Raw genomic sequence first — 19,973 nt, 5'->3', positions numbered from 1 at the left:
ACATACAAGAAAAACGAAGCACATTTGATACTCGAGGCGCTTCGCTTCTCTTTCTTACTACACCATTTGCAAAATCGCTACCGCTGTTTTGTTGGAAATAGCGATCAATCGTTTAACGATTTTTCGATGAATCGTTTAATAATATCTGATTTCTCTGAGTACTGTTCGCGGACAGATGTCGTCGCTTTTTCAAATGTTTCAGGTGAATCGAATGTCGAAACTTCTACGCCAAGCTTTTTCAATTCTTCTAAATTTGTCGCTTCGCGAGCAATTGCTTCATCCGCCCCCCAGTCAACTGCGTTTTTCACTGCCGTCTGAACAATCTTTTGCTCCTCTTCTGATAAACCGTCAAAGATTTTACTGCTCATGACGACAACTGTTGGGAATGTCATATGATTCGTCAATGTTAAATAGTTTGCATTTTCATAATACTTCTCTGTCATTAATGCATCTAAATCGATATCCATTCCATCAATAACACCTGTTTGAAGTGATGTATACACTTCTGGAAGTGGCATAGCTGTTGGACCTGCTCCTGTTTCTTCCCAGAAGCTTTGCATCGCTGGGCTACCAATAATACGCATTTTCTTACCTTTTAAATCTTCTTGTGATTCGATAAATCCGTCTTTCGATAAAATATGACGATTACCTGCAAAAGCAAAATCTAAACCGACTAATCCTTGTGAGTTTAATTCACTCAACATTTCTTTCACTTCTTCAGATTCGCGCATTTTCACCGCTTCTGATAAGTCTTCAAAAACAAACGGCATAAACCAACCGTTCAATGATTCTTCTCGTGTACTCATATAAGCATTCGTTAAAAATCCGAAATCGAGGGTTCCTGTTTCTAATTGTTGTACCATATCTGCTTCTAGACCTAATGACGCCGCTGAATAAATAGTAGCTGTCATTTTACCATCTGATAACGCTTCCAATTCTTCTTTAAACTTTTCAGCTGTTTTATGCCATACATGTGTTTCTTGAACGACGTGTGAAATTTTAAAATTATGCTCATTGACACCTGTTGCTGGTTCTCCATTTCCTTTACTATTTGTCGCTTCATTTTTATCACCGCATGCAGCTAAAACGAGCAATAAACTAATCATCACGACGATCAACCAATTTTTCTTCATCATCCATATCCCTCATTTACTTTATATTTTAACGAATGGCTTTAAATTCTCCCGTTACTTGTTGTTGTCCATTATTCTCTTCCAATTGTTCACGACGTTCTAAATCGAATCGTTCCATAATTGGAATATCATTCACAGAGAATAAATAACTATCTAACATTGCGTGATGCTCTGACCATGCCCAGTTTGGCACAACGAAGTAATCACCTTGTTTCCAGTCGAAACGAATGCCATTGATCACCGTATATCCTTCACCGCGATGGACGTGGTAAATCGTTGAATGTGTATGACGTTGCGCTTTCGTACTAAATCCTTTCGGCAAATGTTGCATACGTGTGCCCATCGTTGGATTCGCTGTTTTTCCAGTGGATGGATTAATATATTCCACTGCATATCCTTCATATTCATCTGGATCGAAATTCATCAATCCTTTAATGGCATCCGTCGTGCGCGACCATTTGTAATTCGCTAATGGCGCGACATCAAAACGCTCATCGCCTACTGGACGAACCATCCCTCCGCTATAACGAAGTTCCGAGAAATTATCCGGAACATTCGGTTGCTGTAAACCATCTTCATATGGCTCAAAGAATGTCCCACCAATTGAATAAATGGTTGGAATATCTAACGCGTCCATCCAAATCATCGGTTCATCTCCGACATGACCATGTCCGTGCCATAAATTTTTTGGCGTAATTAAAAAATCTCCTTCTTCCATATAGACACGTTCTCCTTGAACGATTGTATAAGCACCTTTTCCTTCTGAAATGAAGCGTAAAGCGCTTTGAGTGTGACGGTGTGAAGGCGCTTCCTCTCCTGGTAATAAAAGTTGAACCGCAGCATACAATGTTTGTGTCGTCGACGCCCACCCCCACGGTTGACGATAAGTTAAACCTGGATTTTGGAAATAAATTGCGCGACGTTCTCCCCCGCGTTCAGGAGTGAAAATTTCTGAAGCTTCCATTAATTTTTTCTTTAATAATTCTCCGCTCCATAAATACGCTTCCGCTTGAGGACGTGGATTTTTATTCATAATTTCTGGAATCGCTTCCCAAAGTGGTCCTAAGTTATACTGCTGAATGTCTTCAGTAAACTCTTTTACGACGTTACTTTTCATAAACTGCTGAACATCTTGCTTATTTTCACTCATTTTATTCTCTCCTCATTTTTATTATTTTTTCATTTCTACAAGAAGAAGAGAGTAAGTAGACCTCGGATTATGAAGCTACTTACTATCTCGTCTACATTATCGTTCGTTCCATTTACTAATGTTGCGACGAATTTGTTTCAAATGAGTCGCCGCATGCTCGTCGATAAAATGATCAATAATGAAAGCGACTGGCTTGTTTCCGAAGCGTTCGAAATTACGGTGTGGATTTTCTGCTGCTAGCTGCTCATCAGTTAAACCGTTAATTTTTTCTACAACGAGAGCGGGCATCGTTTTTAACGTTTCAAGTTCCGCTCTCCCATTAATGCTCATCGGGTTTGCCACTGCTTCTAAACGCCCTTCATGTTGAAGTCCACGCCCCCACTTACTACCTGGTGTGGCGATGACATTTTCTACTTCGCCCAACCAATACGGAATCGCTTCATTTAAATGAGATAGCACTTGTGCAATCGACCATTCTTCTTCTGAAGGGATGTAAGCAATCACTTCATCATCCAATTTTGACACGACGTCTACAATTTCATTGACATAATTCGTAATCGAATCTATCTTTTGTTGAACGTTCATGCTTAGTTTCCTCCTTGTGCTTTTACACGATTTTCAAGAACACCGACTTTGTCGATTTCGATCGTTACGACGTCTCCATCTTTCAAAAATTGTGGTGGATCCATCGCTACACCGACACCGCCTGGCGTGCCTGTTAAAACGACATCTCCTGGTTTTAACGTCATTAAGTTAGAAAGGAAAGCAACTAATTTTTGAACAGTGAATACTAAGTTCTCTGTATTCGTTTGCTGACGTACTTCACCATTTACTTTCAATGTAACACCGAGTCCTGATGGATCTGTCAATTCATCACTCGTTACCATCCAAGGTCCAATCGGCGCACTCCCGTCTACACTTTTTCCTTGTAACCATTCGAGTGTACGACGTTGAATGTCACGATACGTTACGTCGTTGGCGATAGAATAACCAGCTACATAATCAAGTGCATCTTCTTCTTTTACGTTTTTCGCTTCTTTTCCGACGATAAATACGAATTCCGCTTCATAATCTAACTGTTCTGAAATCGGATAAAAGGGAATGTCATCTTCTGGCCCGATAATTGTATTTGCAAATTTAGCAAATACAACAGGAAACTCTGGAATTTCTCGTCCCATTTCTAAAATATGCTCACGATAGTTGTGACCGACACAAATAATTTTTTCAGGGTTATTAACGGGTGATAAAAATTTCACTGCATCACGTGCATAAATTAATTTTCGAGTCGTTGCATCTTCTTGGTGTTCTGCAAATGCAATCGCTTTTTTCGCTTCCTCCATCGCTTCTTCTCCACCTTGTAAAAACGCTTCCATATTCGATGGAACAAACGCATTCGCAATTTCTTCATAGCGATATTTATTTTGTGATTGTAAATAAGCTTTATATGATTCATGTAAATCAACGATGATGTTTTCTTCTAAAACAGCGCCAATCGCACGATATCCATTCGTTTCAAAAGTGATTAGTTTCATAAAAGTAGTCCACCTATCCCTATAATTTTTCACTTAACCACTTATAGTGAATTAAGTTCTTTAATAATATAATATGATTCTTTAAATGTCAATATTCTGAATTTTATTTTCCTTCTACTTTGTAACCATGGAATTGATCAATATACGTAAAGTCTAATGAATCACGACTTTTCATAATCGTATCTCGCAATAAAATTGTTTCAGGTGTTTCCGCATGAATTATTTCTCCCCAAATACGTGCACTCGTTTGAACGAATGACGCTCTTGGAATACGCTCTTCTGCATAGGCTTCGAAAGCGTCTTGCAATGTCGCTTTTTCTTTCATTTGTTGTGTTAAATAAGCTGCATCTTCGAAAGCTTGACACGCTCCTTGCGCTAAATATTGGAGCATCGGATGTGCTGCGTCTCCTAATAAAGCAATGTTTCCTTTCGTCCAAGTGTTAATCGGATTGCGATCATACATCGGCCAACGACGTTGACGCTGGATAAAACTAATGGCATGTTGAACACGATCACAAGTCCCTGCAAATACCGTATCCATCTCTTCAGGCGTCCCCCACTGATCAGTTTGTTCAATTTCTGGTCGATACGATTCACTTTTGAAGACGACGACTTGATTGTACAGTTCTCCTTTACGAACAGGATATTGGACTAAATGTAAGTTAGGTCCAATCCACATATAGACATCGTCTAAATTTCCAATGTCACTTCCAATTTCTTCTGTCGGAATCGCACCACGATATGCAACATACTTTGAACAAACAGCTTCATCTTGAACGAATTTTTTTCGTACTTCCGACCAAATTCCATCTGCCCCGATAATCGCTGTTCCTTCATGTACATCTCCGTTAGCACTCGTAACAATAACGCGTTCTCCTTCATCTACAACATTTTTCACTTGTTGATTAGTGACAAGTTCAATGTATTCGCTTTCAGCACATGCATCATATAAGACCTTGTGTAAATCCGAACGATGTAGTACTACATATGGCGCTCCGTATCGCTTTTCATACACTTCTCCTAATTGTAAAGCCGACAATTCTTCACCCGAAAAAGCATCCATAAGAACGAGACGATTTGGAAATACGCCAATTTCTTTAATTTTGTCCATAACACCGAGATCTTGTAAAACATTCGTTGCATTCGCTGCCAACTGAATTCCCGCTCCTACTTCACCAAACTCAGGGGCTTGTTCTAAAACAATTACGCTCTTTTTTTCTTTAGCCATGCCGAGAGCAATCGTTAATCCACCGATGCCACCGCCAACTACGATCATTTTTTCATTCATCACCAACACTCCTTTTCTCTTTATAGAGAACTAGTTTCTCTATTTAGGTAATTATAAAATACTTTTTTAATTTGTCAACTTTCTTTTCAATTGCTTTCTAAATAGTGAGTGGAGTACACTATTTATGGATAATGAGGAGTGAATCATATGAAAATTGTCAAAGACGGCACAACCATTCAATCTTTAGACATTGGACTACGTGTATTAAACTTAATCGCAACGAGTAAGACTCCACTAAGATTTGTCGACATACAAGAAAAGACGCAAATGACAAAAAGTAATTTATATAAGTATTTAAATACTTTACTTATTTCAGGAGTTGTGACGAAAAGTGAAGAATCGGGCTTTTATTACACTGGCCCTAAATTAATTGAATATGGCGTAGAAGCGATTGCCAATCAAGATGTGCACGAAATCATCTCACCATATTTACATCAACTAGGGGCTCAATTGAACACTTCGATTTTATTTGCCATCGCAACTTTCAACGGCCCCGTCATCACGAAAATATGGAGTCCGAATCAATCGATTAATATCGGAGCTCAACTCGGAACGATTTTACCGCCTCAATCCTCTTCAGGTAAAATTTTTCAAGTTTTTTATGAAAATGAAATTTCACCTATTTGGTTTGAGCAAGCTTATGATTTGAGTGAAAAAGAACAGAAAGAAATTTCCGAAAAGAAAGTAGCTTTTTCAAAAGAGCCTTTAATTAAATCAGTCTCTTCTTTTTCAGCCCCCATTCTCTCTTTTAATAAAGAATTAATCGGAACATTGATTGCTGTTGGCTTTTCAGATCAAATTCCAGACTCAATCGACGATGAAAGAACTGAATTGTTTTTAGATGTTCAACAATCTATATCTAAACAGTTTGGATACCATTCTAAATAAAGAGTCTAAGACTAAACCTCTGATAATCTCCAAAAAACGCATGAAATCAAAGTTTTAACTTTTGATTTCATGCGTTTTCTAGTTGGAAAATCTTATTTTTGAAAATTAATTTTTAAGTTATGCCTCAATGTCTTTTAACAATACAGAAATTTAATTCAATAGTCCTTGAAATAAAAGGACTTTAGTTATATAATCTATTTATCTATAGAACTACTTTGAAGATTATGCCTATTATCCTAATCAATGTAGTCTATAGAAGTCTCTTAATCTCTTTTTGAACCCTTAACCTATTTTAACTTATTTCGTTTCCCGGGAATAAGTCCTCCTACTCTGGCAGGTTAGGGGCCTTTTTATTTTCTTGTACGTCTACTTCTCTTTCTTCCTCTTTCAAACAAACGTTAAACATTGATAGATCAACCTTTATTAACATAAAATCCTTTCTTCCAATAGCTCTCTTCTATTATATAGATCATCCTTTTACCTAAAAACGTCCTAATAACCCTCTTTTTTACTATCACTTTTAATCTTTTTTAATGCATTTAAAAAAACTTAGATGTCAGACCTTTAGTCCCACACCTAAGTTTCAATGTCTTATTACTATTTTCTTTTTGCTTTATCTTCGAATGTCGCTTGCTCAATCGTCTCTCTTACAGAAATAGGAGTTTGAACATCGATGGAATGGTAAAACCAGAGCCATGTTTTTGGAAATAATAGAAACTGTTGCGAACCATCCTCATGTGCGACAAGCGCTGGACGATCTGTTTCATAAACGACTTGCTCTACTTCTAACATTCTTTCCTTCAACTTGTCGAGATCTTGTTGTTTCGTCTTTTCAAAATAAGCAGTGGCCGCTTCTAAATCGACGACTTCAATTTTTAATTCACGGAAAAAGGCGACTTGATCATCATCACGAATGGTTTGTAATATCGGATCTCCCGTATGTTTAAATGTCGTAATACTATTCATATAAAAGTGTCCCCCGATCATGAAGACAACGATAAATGCTGCAATCCAACCAAACTCTCGTTTCAAAGCTACTCCTCCTTTATTTCTACTATCGCTAACATACGAATCCTTTGTGTAGTTTTTGTGTAATTTGTGAAATTGTCAACAGATGTTCAAATGTCTGTCCTCTCCCTTTTTATGTAATTGGTATGGGAGATTTAGTTGACCTATGCTATTATAAATAGTGTCAATATAAATTTGGCAAATATCGTAAAAAAAGGAGAAATGAGATGAAACAATTTTGTACAAATTGTGGGACTGCTTTGGAGCCTGACATGAAATTTTGTTCCTCTTGCGGACAACCGATTTCATCATCTGAACAAGACAACACACCTCCTGAACAAACGCATCATGAACAACATACAGAGGCGTTAGGAGACGAAAGTGTGCAAGCAGAACGTCCAGAAGAAGTAGTAGAAACTACTCCTACTGCATTAGGAGACGCTCCACCACCTCCTATTCCTGTCGATCCTCCTGTTTCAAAACAAGCACCACCCATTATCGAACAACACCAGGCTGAACAGCCGAGTACACCACCCCCTGTTCCACCAATTCCACCTCAACAATCGATGACGAAAAAACCGATGTCGAAAGGTGCGAAAATTGGAATAGGCATTACAGTAGCTCTCGCTGCGGTCATGATCGTTGCTCACTTTATCGTACAAAGCATGCTCGATCCGATGAAAAAAATCGACCAAGTCGTCGCAGCGTATGAAGCGAAAGATGAAACGATGTTCAATCATTTAACAGTAAAACAAGGCATCATTTACGAACCGCAATCATTTTTTCAATATTATGACAGCCAAAATTTTACGAGCAATGAGCTGAAACGTAAACTGCTTCAAGCGTTAAGTATGACGAACAATGACTTTTATGCCACGGTGAACGATTCGAATGGTGAAACATTCGGCTATATTGAACCGAAAAAATGGTTCATTTACGATACGATCGACATCGTACCGAACTCGTACGCATGGCAAGCGAATACCGATTTTCCATCGCTAAAACTCAATGTGTACGGAGAAGAATATACATTGACGGATGAACTAAAAACAGTCGGAACATTTTTAGTCGGGCGATATGAAGTAACTGTCCAAGCAGATGACATTCCGTTCGGCGAAAAAGAAACAACCTATCCCATTACGATTACACCGTCTGGTGAATGGGAAGAAACTTTTTCATCTGAACAATTCGGCATCGTCTTACAAACGAATATTCAACACGAATTAGACCCTGGAACACTCACTTTACTCGTAAACGGAGAGAAATCTAGCTTCTCTTGGAAATCATTAGATGATCTTTTAACGATTCCGTTTTTCAAAAGTAATCAACCAGTCAAATTACAACTTGAATTAGAACGTGAAGGGGAAACGATTCAATCTGCTGAAGTGACGGTCGACGGTGAAAATCCTCACTTCGTCGATGTTAGCTTCGATTCAGCATTGCTTCAAAAAGTATTCCCAGCACGCTTTACAGCACAAGAAGCAGAACAATTCATTACGAATTTCCGAGAAGATTTCGAAACGGGATTAAACTTCTCAAATGCAAGTTACGTTTTAGAATATTTCCCACCTAACTCGAAAATTCAACAAGAATATGCAAAATTCGTTAACGGTACAGCACCTAGCGCTGTGTACAACTTCTATCGTTTCGATACGTCGCTCTTATCACAAACCGATACGACATTCGTCTTCACTTCAGTAGAAGCATTTGACTTCTATGATGGCAAAACGACGAAATACAATCGAACGAAAGAATACACAGTACAAATTATTGACGGTCAACTGTACATTACAGATATTTCAATTAAACAAACAAATCGATCTTAGGAGGCTAATTCATGCAATATTGTTCAAAATGTGGAAACCCACAACAATCTGGAGCTTTTTGCGGTAAATGTGGAAATCCAATGGGTGAACAAACAGCACCTACGAACCCACAACAACCGAACCCACAAGTTGAAGCTTTAAAACAACAGTCCCAAGTATATTTCCAGTTTTTCATGCGCGTCTTAAAAAATCCGAGCCTTTCCTTCCAAGAGCCTGGACAACATTCAAAGCATAGTTTATTAAACTTACTCGTCCTTCTTTTATCGATGTCATTCGCTATGACGATGCTCATTTACGCACCGACGAGCGAAGTACTATTTTATGTAGGTGAAAGCAGATTAGGATTTTTCTTTAAAACATTTTTCCTCAGCTTATTTTTATTCGTTTTACTTTATGCTCTCGTTATTTTAGCCGTTTCTTTTGCAACATTCGTCAGTGGCAGCGGCTTTCAATTTAAAACGATGTTGGAAAATGTAGGTTCCAATGTTTCTTATTTCATCATCGCCTTTTTAGCAATTGGAGTTTTACGTGTAATCGGCTTACTGCCAACTTTTTTACTCTTCGTTTTCTTAGCAAGTTTCATATTTTTAACGTATCTTTTCCCGTTCTACTTATTGAATCGAACTATTTTATCAGCACAACCAAAATTAGACCCTATTATTACAAACGTCATCTTAATGTTTGCATTAGCTATTGTCTATTATGTATTCACATTGATGATGATTGATCAAGTAATCGCATGGCTACCAAAGAGCGGACCACTACAAGAAATCTTATATGAACTTCAATACCTCTTTTAATTAACATAATAAACGCCCTGTTCTACTCGAATTTGTCGAGAGAATAGGGCGTCTATTTTTTGAAGGATGATTCGTTTATTCATGAGAGGCAACCCACTGAATGACCGGTTCACGCAACTCAATCTCCACTTTATTATAAAATACATTATATTTGCTCACTTTAACGTCCAAAATCGCACTGCCGTCCTCGTGATGGACGTATGTATTTTTATTATCTCGTTTGGCGCGTGCTGTAATGCGTGTCGTTCGCTTTTTAAAATCGGATAATGATTGATCTTTCATATAATCGAGCACGAGTTGTTGTGCTTGCTCATCTAGTTCGAGAGGAGCTCCTACCGCTTCCGCAAACATCGGATAATCATCGCGTTCTAACCCATTAATCATCGCGTCAATTTGCTTCGTTGGCGACGTTACTTTATCCATATATACGTGAATAAAAATAGGCGATAATAAAAGAACGATGATCGCTATTCCGATTCCCCAATATGTCGGACGTTTCCACGATTTTAAAGATGCGCTACAATACGGACACACTTTCTCCGAACGCTTCACTCCTGCTTGACATGTTTGACATACTTTCATTCCCTCTCCTCCTTTGGTTAAATTTTGAAGTTATCCTCTATACTATAACATTTTCCTCCTTTTACAAATGCTTTTATCGCTTTTTATCTGAAAATTTACGTTATTCAATTATTTTTTTCATTCTTTAGACGAAATTTTGTCAAACTCTTTTTCTACTTTAAAATGCTTTTCATTTGTATTTTAGTAGAAAATCTTATAAAATATTTAAGATTTCAACACCATTTCACTACTCTTTTGAAATTAGAAGAAGATTTAATACCTATTTTCTTTTACGAAACTACCTATGTTTCGTATTATTTTTTCCCTTTATATTGGTGATAATGGTCTATTTTGAGGGGGTAACTTTTTCCTATAGAGGAGGGAAAAGATGTTTAAACAAAAGATTACATTACTTCAATTATTGAGTGGATTAATGATCGCTTCGACAATTTTAATATTCGGGAGCGGCCTTGCGGTGAACTACAATGTTACGAACAAGGAATTCGTTTCTCAATCGCTCGATACGAATAAAATGTATGCTTCCAAATTAGCGGATACAGCTGACTTGTATTTGGAAGAGATGATGCAACTTTTACAATTTAGCGCTTCTAAAATTGCGCAAAACTATACAGATGAAAAGACACGACAAAATGAAATCGACCATCTTGCGAATCAAGTGAGAAGTTTTAACTCGTTAACCGTTTTAACGACTGATTATGAAGTGCTCCACACTTCGATCAATAACTCTCACTTACAAGGGTCAAAGCTTCAAACCGAGACAGCGAAAGAAGCGATCGCTGCTCAAAAGCCGTTTATTTCTACACCTTTTGAGACAGTGACGAATAAATTAGGGATTTTTTTATCACATCCGATTTTTCATGAAGATGGCCGTTATTTAGGTGTCGTCGGTGGAACGATTTATTTGAAAGAAAACAATGCGTTACGAACGATTTTAGGAGCGCATTATTATCGAGACGGCTCGTTCGTCTATGTCATCGATCGAGAAGGTTTCATTTTGTATCATGATGACTTTGAAAAAATCGGTTCTAAAGTTACGAACGAAACGATCATCCATCGCATTTCAGAATATCGCAGCGGTGCTTCTCAAATAACAGGGGATGACGGGAAGCGCAGTATCGCAGGTTATGCCAGCATTCAAAAAGCGAATTGGGGAGTCGTTTCAGAACGGCCGTACGCTCAAGTGACTGCGCCTGCAACACACGTATTAAAGCGCACTGCTCTCTCCTCACTACCTTTCATCGTCATTTCTCTACTCATCATTTTGCTCACGGCGAAGTTCATTACGAAGCCGCTCAGAAGTTTAGCGACACTCGTCGAACAAACTTCGCAAAATACGAGTGCGGAAAAGATGAAAAATGTGAACGATTGGTATTATGAAGCACATCAAATGAAACTATCGATCATGAAAAGTATCGGCTCTTTCCAAGAACAAGTGTCGTATTATCATACGAAGTCTGTCGTCGATCCGCTCACAGGGCTGACGAATCGACGCACGATGGACGACTTGCTCGATCGTTGGATTGAAGAGAAAAGTGCTTTCGTCTTACTCATCATCGACTTAGACCACTTCAAAAACGTCAATGATACGTATGGTCACGCTGTCGGAGATGATGTCTTACGCTACTTAGCGAATATGATGACCGAGCTAGTAGAAGGCGAAGACGAAATTTGTTGCCGATACGGCGGAGAAGAATTCGTCATTTTATTCAAAAACAAACCGCTTCCTTACGTCATTGAAAAAGCGGAAACTTTACGCCAACAGTTAGAAGAGACCGATAGTCCGACGGGACATCCGATTACGATGTCTGCCGGAATCGGCGCCTTCCCACTCCATACGAGTGCACCTGCCGAACTGTTCGAACTCGTCGACGAAGCGCTTTATGAATCGAAACGAAACGGACGAAATCGCGTCACGGTCGTCACAGAACAAGAACAATAAAAAAACGTCTGAATGGATTTTTTCCATTCAGACGTTTTTTCGTTCACTTCACCTGACACGCTTCAATAAATGCTTCAAACAACTGATTCGACTGTTCGCCGTCCGCATTGATCGTCAACTCTGGATGCCATTGTACCCCTATCGCAAATGTGTAGTTTGCACTTTCGATCGCTTCGATAATGCCGTCGGATGCCCAAGCTGTCGCATAAAATCCGTCACCTAACTCTTTCACTGCCTGGTGGTGGAAACTATTCACACGAACTGCTTCTTTCCCGAGAATCTCACCGAGCTTCGAGTGCTCGAGCACGCGTATACTATGAATCGGGTAATCGGGCTTCGTCGTCTGGACATGTTGAATCGCTTCTGGAACAGCGCTCGGAATATCTTGAATGAGCGAACCACCCGCTGCAACATTCAACATTTGACTCCCACGACAAATGCCGAACACCGGTTTATTTTTCGCAAGCATGAGCTGCGTTAAAGCGAATTCAAACGCATCACGCTCTGGCGTTAATTCTGAAATCTTTTTATGAGGTTCTTCCCCGTAATAGTACGGATCGACATCATGTCCGCCCGTCAACAATAGACCGTCTATCATGTCTGCATACCGTTCAACATGGTCGATTTCATGCGGCAACATGATCGGCACGCCCCCTGCTTGTTGAATCGCTTCGTTATTCTTTTTATTTAATTCAAAACGCTTATTTTCAATCATTAATGTCGTAATTCCGATAATTGGTTTTGTCATCTCGTCTTCCTCCCATTCGTCTCTTCTATTATTATACAACGCATAAAGGAGAAATGGCATCGTCCTTGAAATTAAAAATAAAAAAAGCGCTGAATTTTTTCAGCGCTTCTTTCGATTATTGGACTTTAAATGTTTGAGGTTGAACGCCAAACTTGTTATGGTCACGTAAATATTTGCCTTCGTTCGTCACTTCAACAACGAGGTTGTTGCGATCCGTCACACGATTCAATTGAATCGTCACTTTATTTTCTGACACTGACATGCTTGTCGCTTCTGCATTTTTAATGTTAAATACGTCCGAAACATCAACATCTTTTTTCACATCTTTATCATTTTCTTTTACCGTCTTTTGTAATAAAAGTAAATCTTCATCGAATGTCAACGTTAATGTTGAATGATTCGAAGCAAGCTCTGCTTTCGTAATCTTCGCTGACGTATTGTCGCGAATCATCGTTGGAACGCGATTTTCTACTAATAATTTTCCTTGTTGGCTCTTCAAGTTAATAACGTCCAACATTGTCGGAGAACCGTTGTCAGCATCTCCTATATTAAATGACCCTTCAGGGAACTTAATACTCACTTTCGTTTGTTGCGCATCTTGGAACGCAATAAGTGCTGATTGTGGCAATTTTTCATCATTTAATTCATATGTTAAAAGATTTGCTGCTTCTTCACTCATGCTAGTAGAGTAGGTAATAATATATTCTAAGCTATTCGTATTCGCTACTATACCTGAATAAATATGGACAACTTTTGGTGCTTCTTTTTCTTCTGGCTTTTCAATACCAGGTGGCAACGTTTCGCCTGGCTTTAATGCTATCTCAAACTCTTCTTCAGAACGCACCATTGCATTACCATATAAATCTGAAACATACCCTTCTACTAGAGTAATTTTATAAGGTTTTGGAATGAGTGGTGTTTCAAATTTAAATATTAATGATTCTTGATCGTCACTTACTTTGATTTCTGTAACTAATTGCTTAATATTGTTATGATCTACAAATTGAAGTAACGCCTCTTGGGTTTTATCAACTTTAATACGCTCATCAAAATGTAATGTCACTGTTTTACGGTCTTCTGATACTGTTACATCAATTACATCCGGAGCTACTGTATCTTTTTTAATTGTAATTTCTTTTACGATGCGTTCGTTTTTCAAATCTGTCGTCGACGTCATCGTATTCGGTTCTACGATCACTTTCGCTTTCATTTCATCGCGTGTACCGAAATAATCTTGACTGATGAGCGCTTCGTACACATTCGTCGTACCGATACGTTTGAACGATACTTTCGTATTGTTCACTGTATTTACTTCTTGTAAATGGGCTTCGAATGTGTCTGACATTAATGGAGTGTTTACTGTTACTTTCACTTTATCTTGACCGATAACTTCTACTTTGTCGAAGTTAGGTTGTACTTTTTGGATGACAGGCGCTGTCACTTTCCCTTTGTATGCACTTGTCATTAAGTTGCCCGCCACATCTTTCGCTCCATCGACAGAGAGGTCGACTACTTCACCCGATGTTAGCACAACTGGTAAGATTGCTTGCTTTTGGTCGTTCGGATTAATTGTCGCTTTTACTTCTTTGTTTTTCACGTAAACTGAAGTCGGTGCTGTACCTAATTTTTCATTAAATGTGACGACGATTTGTCCGTCTTCGTATGCTGCTTCAACAACTTTCGGTGCTTGTTTATCGCTGTAGCTTAATACGTGGCGGTAACGTTCCGACTTTTGAACTTTGCCAGCGTTATCTTTTGCGACTGCTGTAATTGGCTCTACAATGACGACTTTCTCTGACATTTCAATCGACTTCGCAAATTGAAGCACAACTGATTTTCCGTCCGCTGCTGCGAATGCTGCGACTGGATGTTGGTCGTTGAATGAGTAGTTTTTGTACGTTTCGAGTGATTGTTTCGTCATCGGTTGGTTAAATGTTACTTCTGCTTCGACCGAGCTGTTGAAGTTTACTTTTTCAATTTTCGGGGCTTCAGCTACTCCTTGTGTCTCGCTCAAGTATAAAAATCTTGCAAAGTCTCCACGTTTTACGTTTTGGTCCGTTCCGAATTTCGTCGCAGATACACCGTTTGTAATGTTGTTCGCGACCATCGCTTGAACTGCTTCCGCATAACGTTTGTTGACATCGGTAAATTTCAACTCTGGGCTACCTTTTAAATCGTATGCTCTTTGAAGAATGAGTGCCATCTCACCGCGTTTAATCGGGTCTTGTGCACCGAAACGTGTAGCTGATTTACCGCCGATAATGCCTGCTGCTTTTAAAGCGTTTACTTCTGCGCTACGATTTTTAGGCACGTCTGTAAAGCCTGATGCTGGAGCATTTTTCGTATCTAAGTTTAACATTTTCGCAAGCATGACAGCCGCGTCTAAACGTGTAATCGATTTGTCTGTGCCGAATTTTTTATTGCCGATTCCTTGCGTGACATTATTTTGTACTAAGTAATCCACTGCGTCCGTATATTGCTTCGGTACGTCGGTGAAATCTGACGCTGCCATAACCGGTGATACAGCTGATGCGACTAATGCTGTCGTTACAGCAGATGCTAAAAATTTGTTATGTTTCTTCATCTTCCAATCGCTCCTTCAATAAGCATTCTATTTTGATACTTCTTTTCCCATTATTCCCTCGTTCTCTCTTGATAAAACATCAAATGGCATAAGAAGCTATACTCACAATTCTTTTATTATTCCCTAAATTTCCTAACTTCTGAGCATATGCTTTATTATATCTATCTCTAAAACCTTACACAAGCAACAGCTAAAAAATCCCCTCACTTTTCTCGCTTTCTTTCCAGACGGTCAGTATAATTATTGGAAAGGAGGTTTTATCATTGATTAAAAAAATTGTATTATCTACGATGTTGAGTGCTTCTTTACTCATGCCTCAACTCACATATGCAGCAGAAGAGCCGAAAGCACCGATGTTCGACGACGTTTCTCCAGATTATCGATTTTTTGAAGACATTCAACTGTTACTCAATCAATTCGTCATCGAACCCGCATCGAACTTTTATCCATTCCGTCCGATGAATCGACTCGATGTTGCGGTCGGCATCGCCCGTGCGAAAAACTTACCACCGTCCAAACAACCGTCCCAATTTAAAGATATTGACGTGACGACGACGGAAGGACAACTCGTTCAAGCAGTGGCGGATGCTGGGTTAATTTCTGGATTTCCCGACGGCACATTCAAACCGACAAAAACAGTGACGCGCGGTGAGATGGCGCTCTTTTTACAACGTTCGTTTCAATTGATTGAAGGGGAACTGATCCACTTTACGGACATGTCTCCTCGTGTCGCGTCCTATGAAGCGGTACAATCGCTCATCCATGCGGGATATACGACAGGGTTCCCAGATGGCACATTTAGACCAGGTGCTCCACTACAACGTGGGGAAGCCGCACACTTTTTAGCGAAAGCAGTACAAGACTCTTCAACTGGGTTTTACTTACCTGGCTCTTACGTCGCTGGAAAAACGATTCCTTCTGGAGAATATTTGTACGTTTCCATTGAAGAGGAAGGAAAGTTCACATTGCGCCATCGTTCCGAACAGACGCATACTCGTATTACACCAGCGAATGCCCCTTACTACGTAACGATTAAACAAGGGGACCAGATTGAATTTGCGAACGGCTTTTTATACCGTTCAGGATTCATTCGCCATCAACCGAAACTTATTCAAACGACGGGCACGTATAAAGTCGGCTATGACTTACCGATCGGCACGTATCGCGCAAAAGTTGCGCCTAACTACAAAGAAGGAACGTTACGTATTTTGAATGACTCGACAGTCGGCGCACCTGTTAAATTCCAAACGACCGTACAAGACTTCATCATCTTCTCTGTTGAACGAGGAGATTATATCGAACTCGAACATGTCACGATGGAACCGTATACGAGCAACTAAAAAACCACTTGCATCGTCTCATCACGGTGCAAGTGGTTTATTAATTGTTCATCCAATCATCCATTTTTTGACGAACATCTCGCAAATGCTCCTCGACATTTTCATGCGTCACACGAACTCCGAACGAACCGTCCAAATCTTCTCCGCGAATGACCGCTTCCAATCGTTCGGCAATCTCATCTCCAACATGCGGATAAAAATGATGCCCATCTAAATAGTTGAGCGGGTTGTTCGTATATTCGTTCGGATACATGAAGTTAATCACTTCTCCGTTCACATCGACTAACTCACGAATCCAACGTTCATAGTCAGGATAGTTCCCCTCTTCCACTAATACCGCAAACAAATGCGTCGAAATCGGCGTCGTGAAAAATGTAAACTGTTGCTCAGGGAAATTGTTGAGCACTTTATTTAAAATTTCAGAGTACGCTTCATAAAAGACGAAATTTTCGCCGTAAAACTCCTCTTGGAACCGTTCAATTTTCATTTCAAACTCTTCCACACGTGTTTCGGTATCTAATTCGCGCGCAAAGGCTTCTAATTGTCGATTGTATAGACGATCTTGGGTAATCGAATCTTTCCACGAAAGACGGAAGTTACCGACTGCATAATCAAATACCTTCAATGACAAGGCGTTTTTTGATTTGTAAAACGACCCTTCGATTTTCTTTTCATAATTCATAATCGAACTCGGTAATCCCGCTTCTTGTTCACTCGCTTTGAAGAAGTCGACACCTAATATGACACGCTCAAATTCGGGATGCACTTGTACGCCGTATCGAATCATACTGTCGTACGCACGCATCGACAAATTGGCAACCGAAAAATTAAATACATCTAACGTTTCAAAAGCGGACGGATGAATATATGTCGAACGACTACTTCCAATTAATAAAGTATCTTCATTTTGAATACCGTCACGCAAACGGACAATTTTTTGTTCGCGTTCATCGATCACTTGCTGCACATCATTAAAGGTGTGCGCATGACCGTAATGCCACATCGGATCGATCCAAATGTTAAACGCTACGACGACAGACGTTAATAAAGCGAAAATACTGAACGTTACGATCGTAAACTTTTTGTCAGACATGCGACCCCTCCTTAGAAGTTAAAGTATAAAAACTCCGACACTTGCTGCAACTGCATCACACTATAAAACAATATTCCTGCAATAAAGAGCGAAAACGCTACTGTTTTGCGATGTCCTTTTAAAATTTCTATCGAATTGCGCATCATTAAGACGATGAACATTCCGAGCAACATGTAAATGAATAAAATGAGCGACGTTTCATTAAATAACGTCATCGCTCCCGTCACTTCGATACCATTCAATCCGACCATCGCACGTAACACATCCATCGCTTGTTCCATCGATGTCGCTCGGAAAATGACGAACGCCGCGTTAACGAACTGGAACGTAATGAACCATGCGAGCCATTTCGGCAATCGATACGGCGTTTTTTTCCACATGCGCGCAATCATACTCGCCACACCGTGCAACGCTCCCCATATAACGAAAGTCCATCCTGCACCGTGCCAAATCCCACTAATTAAAAAGATAATTAAAATGTTCACATAAGTACGTGCTTCCCCTTTACGATTTCCACCGAGCGGAATGTACACATACTTCGTCAAAAATCCAGACAACGTCATATGCCAACGACGCCAAAAATCTTGAATATCTAGCGCTTTGTAAGGCGAATTAAAGTTGATCGGTAAACGAATATTAAAGAGAAAGGCTAAACCAATCGCCATATCTGAATACCCACTAAAGTCGAAATACAACTGCAAACTATACGCTAGTGACGCATACCAACCGCTGAAAAATGTCAGTGCCTCACTCGCATTAAATCCCGCATTCGCATACACTGCGAACTGGTCGGCGATAACGACTTTTTTAAACAGTCCAATTGCAAAAATAATTAGCCCTTTTGAAATATTTTCATACTGCACACGATACGTTTTGCGTTCTCCAAATTGCGGCATCATATCGCCATGATGAACGATGGGACCTGCAATTAATTGCGGGAAAAACGAAACGAATAAACCGTAACTGAAAAAGTTATACTCCTTCGTCTCTAAGCGATACGAATCAACTAAATACGCAATTTGTTGAAACGTATAAAAACTAATTGCTAAAGGAAGTAACAACTCTTTTAACGCAAACCCTGTACCGAAAATCCAGTTGACGTTTTCAATAAAGAAATCATAATATTTAAAATAACTAATTAAACCAACGTTAAATAAAATACCGACTGTCAAAATCGACTTCCGATACGTTTTCACTTTATTTTTAGCTAAAATCGATCCGACCGTATAGTTCACGACCATCGAAATTAAAATTAACGGCAAATAGCTCGGATTCCAATAGCCGTAGAAAAATAACGACGCTAGGAAAAGCCACATGCGCGCAAATGGGATGTTCAGTCTACCGACAAGAAAGAACACACTCCATACGATAGGTAAAAATAAAAAGATAAATTCAAATGAGTTAAAAATCACTGGCTTCCCTCCGTATCTATTTGACACTCCTTCACAAATAATACCACATATTCTCTATGGCGAAATGACTAAAAAACACCTTCTTTCCGATATGAAAGAAGGTGTTTCTTTTAACGGCTTTCCGAAAGAAGTCTCCCATCCTCAAGGAATGTGAAGGTGCGAATAGCACCAATGAGTAGATGGGAGATGAATTTCGGTTGGCTTTAGCCAAAGCTATCTTTCTAAGCCTTTTCTCAATAATTCAAGAATAGTCGCTGTTCTTGTAGAGAGTCCATTCTCTTTTTGGTATTGATCTAATTTCTCGATAATTGTTTTGGGCATACGTATTTCTACACGCTCTTTATCATCTTTCATTATCATCACCTCATACTTGATTATACGGTATTTTTACGATATAATCAATATATACGATATTTTACCGTACAGAGTGAGGTGAATAGATATGACTAAGCAAAATAAAGCCTTCAAATTTCGTTTGCTACCAAACAAAGAACAGGAAGTATTATTAGCCAAAACTTTTGGTTGTGTTCGTTTTGTCTATAACAAGATGTTAGCGGAACGTAAGGAAACCTATGAAAAGCTCAAGGATGATAAAGAAACTCTTAAAAAGCAAAAGTTTCCGACTCCTGCAAAATATAAAGATGAATTTC

18 protein-coding genes are annotated in these 19,973 nt (G+C 39.3%); 6 read left to right on the top strand and 12 right to left on the bottom strand.

What is annotated here, in order from left to right; genetic code table 11:
- Nucleotides 1–104: 104 nt before the first annotated feature.
- The 5 genes from dctP to ACFQ0V_RS12580 all read right to left on the bottom strand — a co-directional run bounded on the left by dctP (nt 105) and on the right by ACFQ0V_RS12580 (nt 5,103).
- A complete protein-coding gene (gene dctP / locus ACFQ0V_RS12600) occupies nt 105–1,136 on the bottom strand; it encodes a TRAP transporter substrate-binding protein DctP (protein ID WP_381014206.1) in 1,032 nt (343 codons plus the stop codon).
- A 25-nt stretch (nt 1,137–1,161) separates the two neighbouring features.
- Nucleotides 1,162–2,283, bottom strand: a complete 1,122-nt coding sequence (locus ACFQ0V_RS12595) for a cupin domain-containing protein (RefSeq protein ID WP_381014203.1) — start codon at nt 2,281–2,283, stop codon at nt 1,162–1,164.
- A gap of 96 nt (nt 2,284–2,379) precedes the next feature.
- Nucleotides 2,380–2,868 carry a DinB family protein gene (locus ACFQ0V_RS12590; RefSeq protein WP_381014201.1) on the bottom strand — a complete coding sequence of 163 codons (489 nt, stop codon included), beginning with the start codon at nt 2,866–2,868 and terminating at the stop codon, nt 2,380–2,382.
- Nucleotides 2,869–2,870: 2 nt separating this feature from the next.
- Entirely contained in the window at nt 2,871–3,815 is a 945-nt protein-coding gene (locus ACFQ0V_RS12585) for a fumarylacetoacetate hydrolase family protein (protein WP_381014199.1), read from the bottom strand.
- A gap of 103 nt (nt 3,816–3,918) precedes the next feature.
- On the bottom strand, nt 3,919–5,103 hold the full coding sequence (locus ACFQ0V_RS12580; protein ID WP_381014196.1) for an FAD-dependent monooxygenase: 1,185 nt from the start codon (nt 5,101–5,103) through the stop codon (nt 3,919–3,921).
- A 147-nt stretch (nt 5,104–5,250) separates the two neighbouring features.
- Here ACFQ0V_RS12580 and ACFQ0V_RS12575 point away from each other — a divergent pair, with 147 nt between their 5' ends.
- Nucleotides 5,251–5,991, top strand: coding sequence for an IclR family transcriptional regulator (locus tag ACFQ0V_RS12575; RefSeq protein WP_381014193.1), 741 nt, complete (start codon nt 5,251–5,253; stop codon nt 5,989–5,991).
- 597 nt (nt 5,992–6,588) lie between these two features.
- On the opposite strand, the gene ACFQ0V_RS12570 is transcribed toward ACFQ0V_RS12575, so the two are convergent.
- On the bottom strand, nt 6,589–7,023 hold the full coding sequence (locus ACFQ0V_RS12570) for a hypothetical protein (RefSeq protein WP_381014192.1): 435 nt from the start codon (nt 7,021–7,023) through the stop codon (nt 6,589–6,591).
- A 203-nt stretch (nt 7,024–7,226) separates the two neighbouring features.
- On the opposite strand from ACFQ0V_RS12570, the gene ACFQ0V_RS12565 reads away from it, so the two are divergent.
- Together ACFQ0V_RS12565 and ACFQ0V_RS12560 are read left to right on the top strand one after the other, a co-directional pair.
- On the top strand, nt 7,227–8,825 hold the full coding sequence (locus ACFQ0V_RS12565) for a TcaA NTF2-like domain-containing protein (RefSeq protein ID WP_381014189.1): 1,599 nt from the start codon (nt 7,227–7,229) through the stop codon (nt 8,823–8,825).
- Between the two features lie 11 nt (nt 8,826–8,836).
- Complete coding sequence (locus ACFQ0V_RS12560) at nt 8,837–9,625, top strand: zinc ribbon domain-containing protein (RefSeq protein WP_381014186.1); 789 nt, start codon at nt 8,837–8,839, stop codon at nt 9,623–9,625.
- Between the two features lie 75 nt (nt 9,626–9,700).
- On the opposite strand, the gene ACFQ0V_RS12555 is transcribed toward ACFQ0V_RS12560, so the two are convergent.
- A complete protein-coding gene (locus ACFQ0V_RS12555) occupies nt 9,701–10,207 on the bottom strand; it encodes a hypothetical protein (protein WP_381014183.1) in 507 nt (168 codons plus the stop codon).
- 367 nt (nt 10,208–10,574) lie between these two features.
- Between ACFQ0V_RS12555 and ACFQ0V_RS12550 the strand changes: the two genes are divergently transcribed.
- Nucleotides 10,575–12,146, top strand: a complete 1,572-nt coding sequence (locus ACFQ0V_RS12550) for a sensor domain-containing diguanylate cyclase (protein ID WP_381014180.1) — start codon at nt 10,575–10,577, stop codon at nt 12,144–12,146.
- Between the two features lie 43 nt (nt 12,147–12,189).
- Here ACFQ0V_RS12550 and ACFQ0V_RS12545 read toward each other — a convergent pair whose 3' ends face one another.
- Nucleotides 12,190–12,894 carry a gamma-glutamyl-gamma-aminobutyrate hydrolase family protein gene (locus tag ACFQ0V_RS12545; protein ID WP_381014178.1) on the bottom strand — a complete coding sequence of 235 codons (705 nt, stop codon included), beginning with the start codon at nt 12,892–12,894 and terminating at the stop codon, nt 12,190–12,192.
- A 115-nt stretch (nt 12,895–13,009) separates the two neighbouring features.
- Nucleotides 13,010–15,478, bottom strand: coding sequence for an S-layer homology domain-containing protein (locus tag ACFQ0V_RS12540; protein WP_381014175.1), 2,469 nt, complete (start codon nt 15,476–15,478; stop codon nt 13,010–13,012).
- Nucleotides 15,479–15,741: 263 nt separating this feature from the next.
- On the opposite strand from ACFQ0V_RS12540, the gene ACFQ0V_RS12535 reads away from it, so the two are divergent.
- On the top strand, nt 15,742–16,818 hold the full coding sequence (locus ACFQ0V_RS12535; RefSeq protein WP_381014172.1) for an S-layer homology domain-containing protein: 1,077 nt from the start codon (nt 15,742–15,744) through the stop codon (nt 16,816–16,818).
- A gap of 40 nt (nt 16,819–16,858) precedes the next feature.
- On the opposite strand, the gene ACFQ0V_RS12530 is transcribed toward ACFQ0V_RS12535, so the two are convergent.
- The 3 genes from ACFQ0V_RS12530 to ACFQ0V_RS12520 form a co-directional block, all read right to left on the bottom strand.
- Nucleotides 16,859–17,911 carry a hypothetical protein gene (locus ACFQ0V_RS12530; RefSeq protein WP_381014169.1) on the bottom strand — a complete coding sequence of 351 codons (1,053 nt, stop codon included), beginning with the start codon at nt 17,909–17,911 and terminating at the stop codon, nt 16,859–16,861.
- Nucleotides 17,912–17,922: 11 nt separating this feature from the next.
- Nucleotides 17,923–19,323, bottom strand: coding sequence for an MBOAT family O-acyltransferase (locus ACFQ0V_RS12525; RefSeq protein ID WP_381014166.1), 1,401 nt, complete (start codon nt 19,321–19,323; stop codon nt 17,923–17,925).
- Nucleotides 19,324–19,536: 213 nt separating this feature from the next.
- A complete protein-coding gene (locus ACFQ0V_RS12520) occupies nt 19,537–19,677 on the bottom strand; it encodes a hypothetical protein (RefSeq protein ID WP_381012223.1) in 141 nt (46 codons plus the stop codon).
- A gap of 88 nt (nt 19,678–19,765) precedes the next feature.
- Here ACFQ0V_RS12520 and ACFQ0V_RS12515 point away from each other — a divergent pair.
- Nucleotides 19,766–19,973 (top strand): helix-turn-helix domain-containing protein (locus ACFQ0V_RS12515; RefSeq protein WP_381014163.1); only part of this gene is annotated, 208 nt, incomplete at its 3' end.

Source organism: Savagea faecisuis (assembly GCF_042675605.1).
GTDB classification, from domain to species: Bacteria; Bacillota; Bacilli; order Bacillales_A; family Planococcaceae; genus Savagea; species Savagea faecisuis.
Note: the sequence above shows the minus strand (reverse complement) of the source record. Positions and strands in the feature narration are given on the sequence as shown.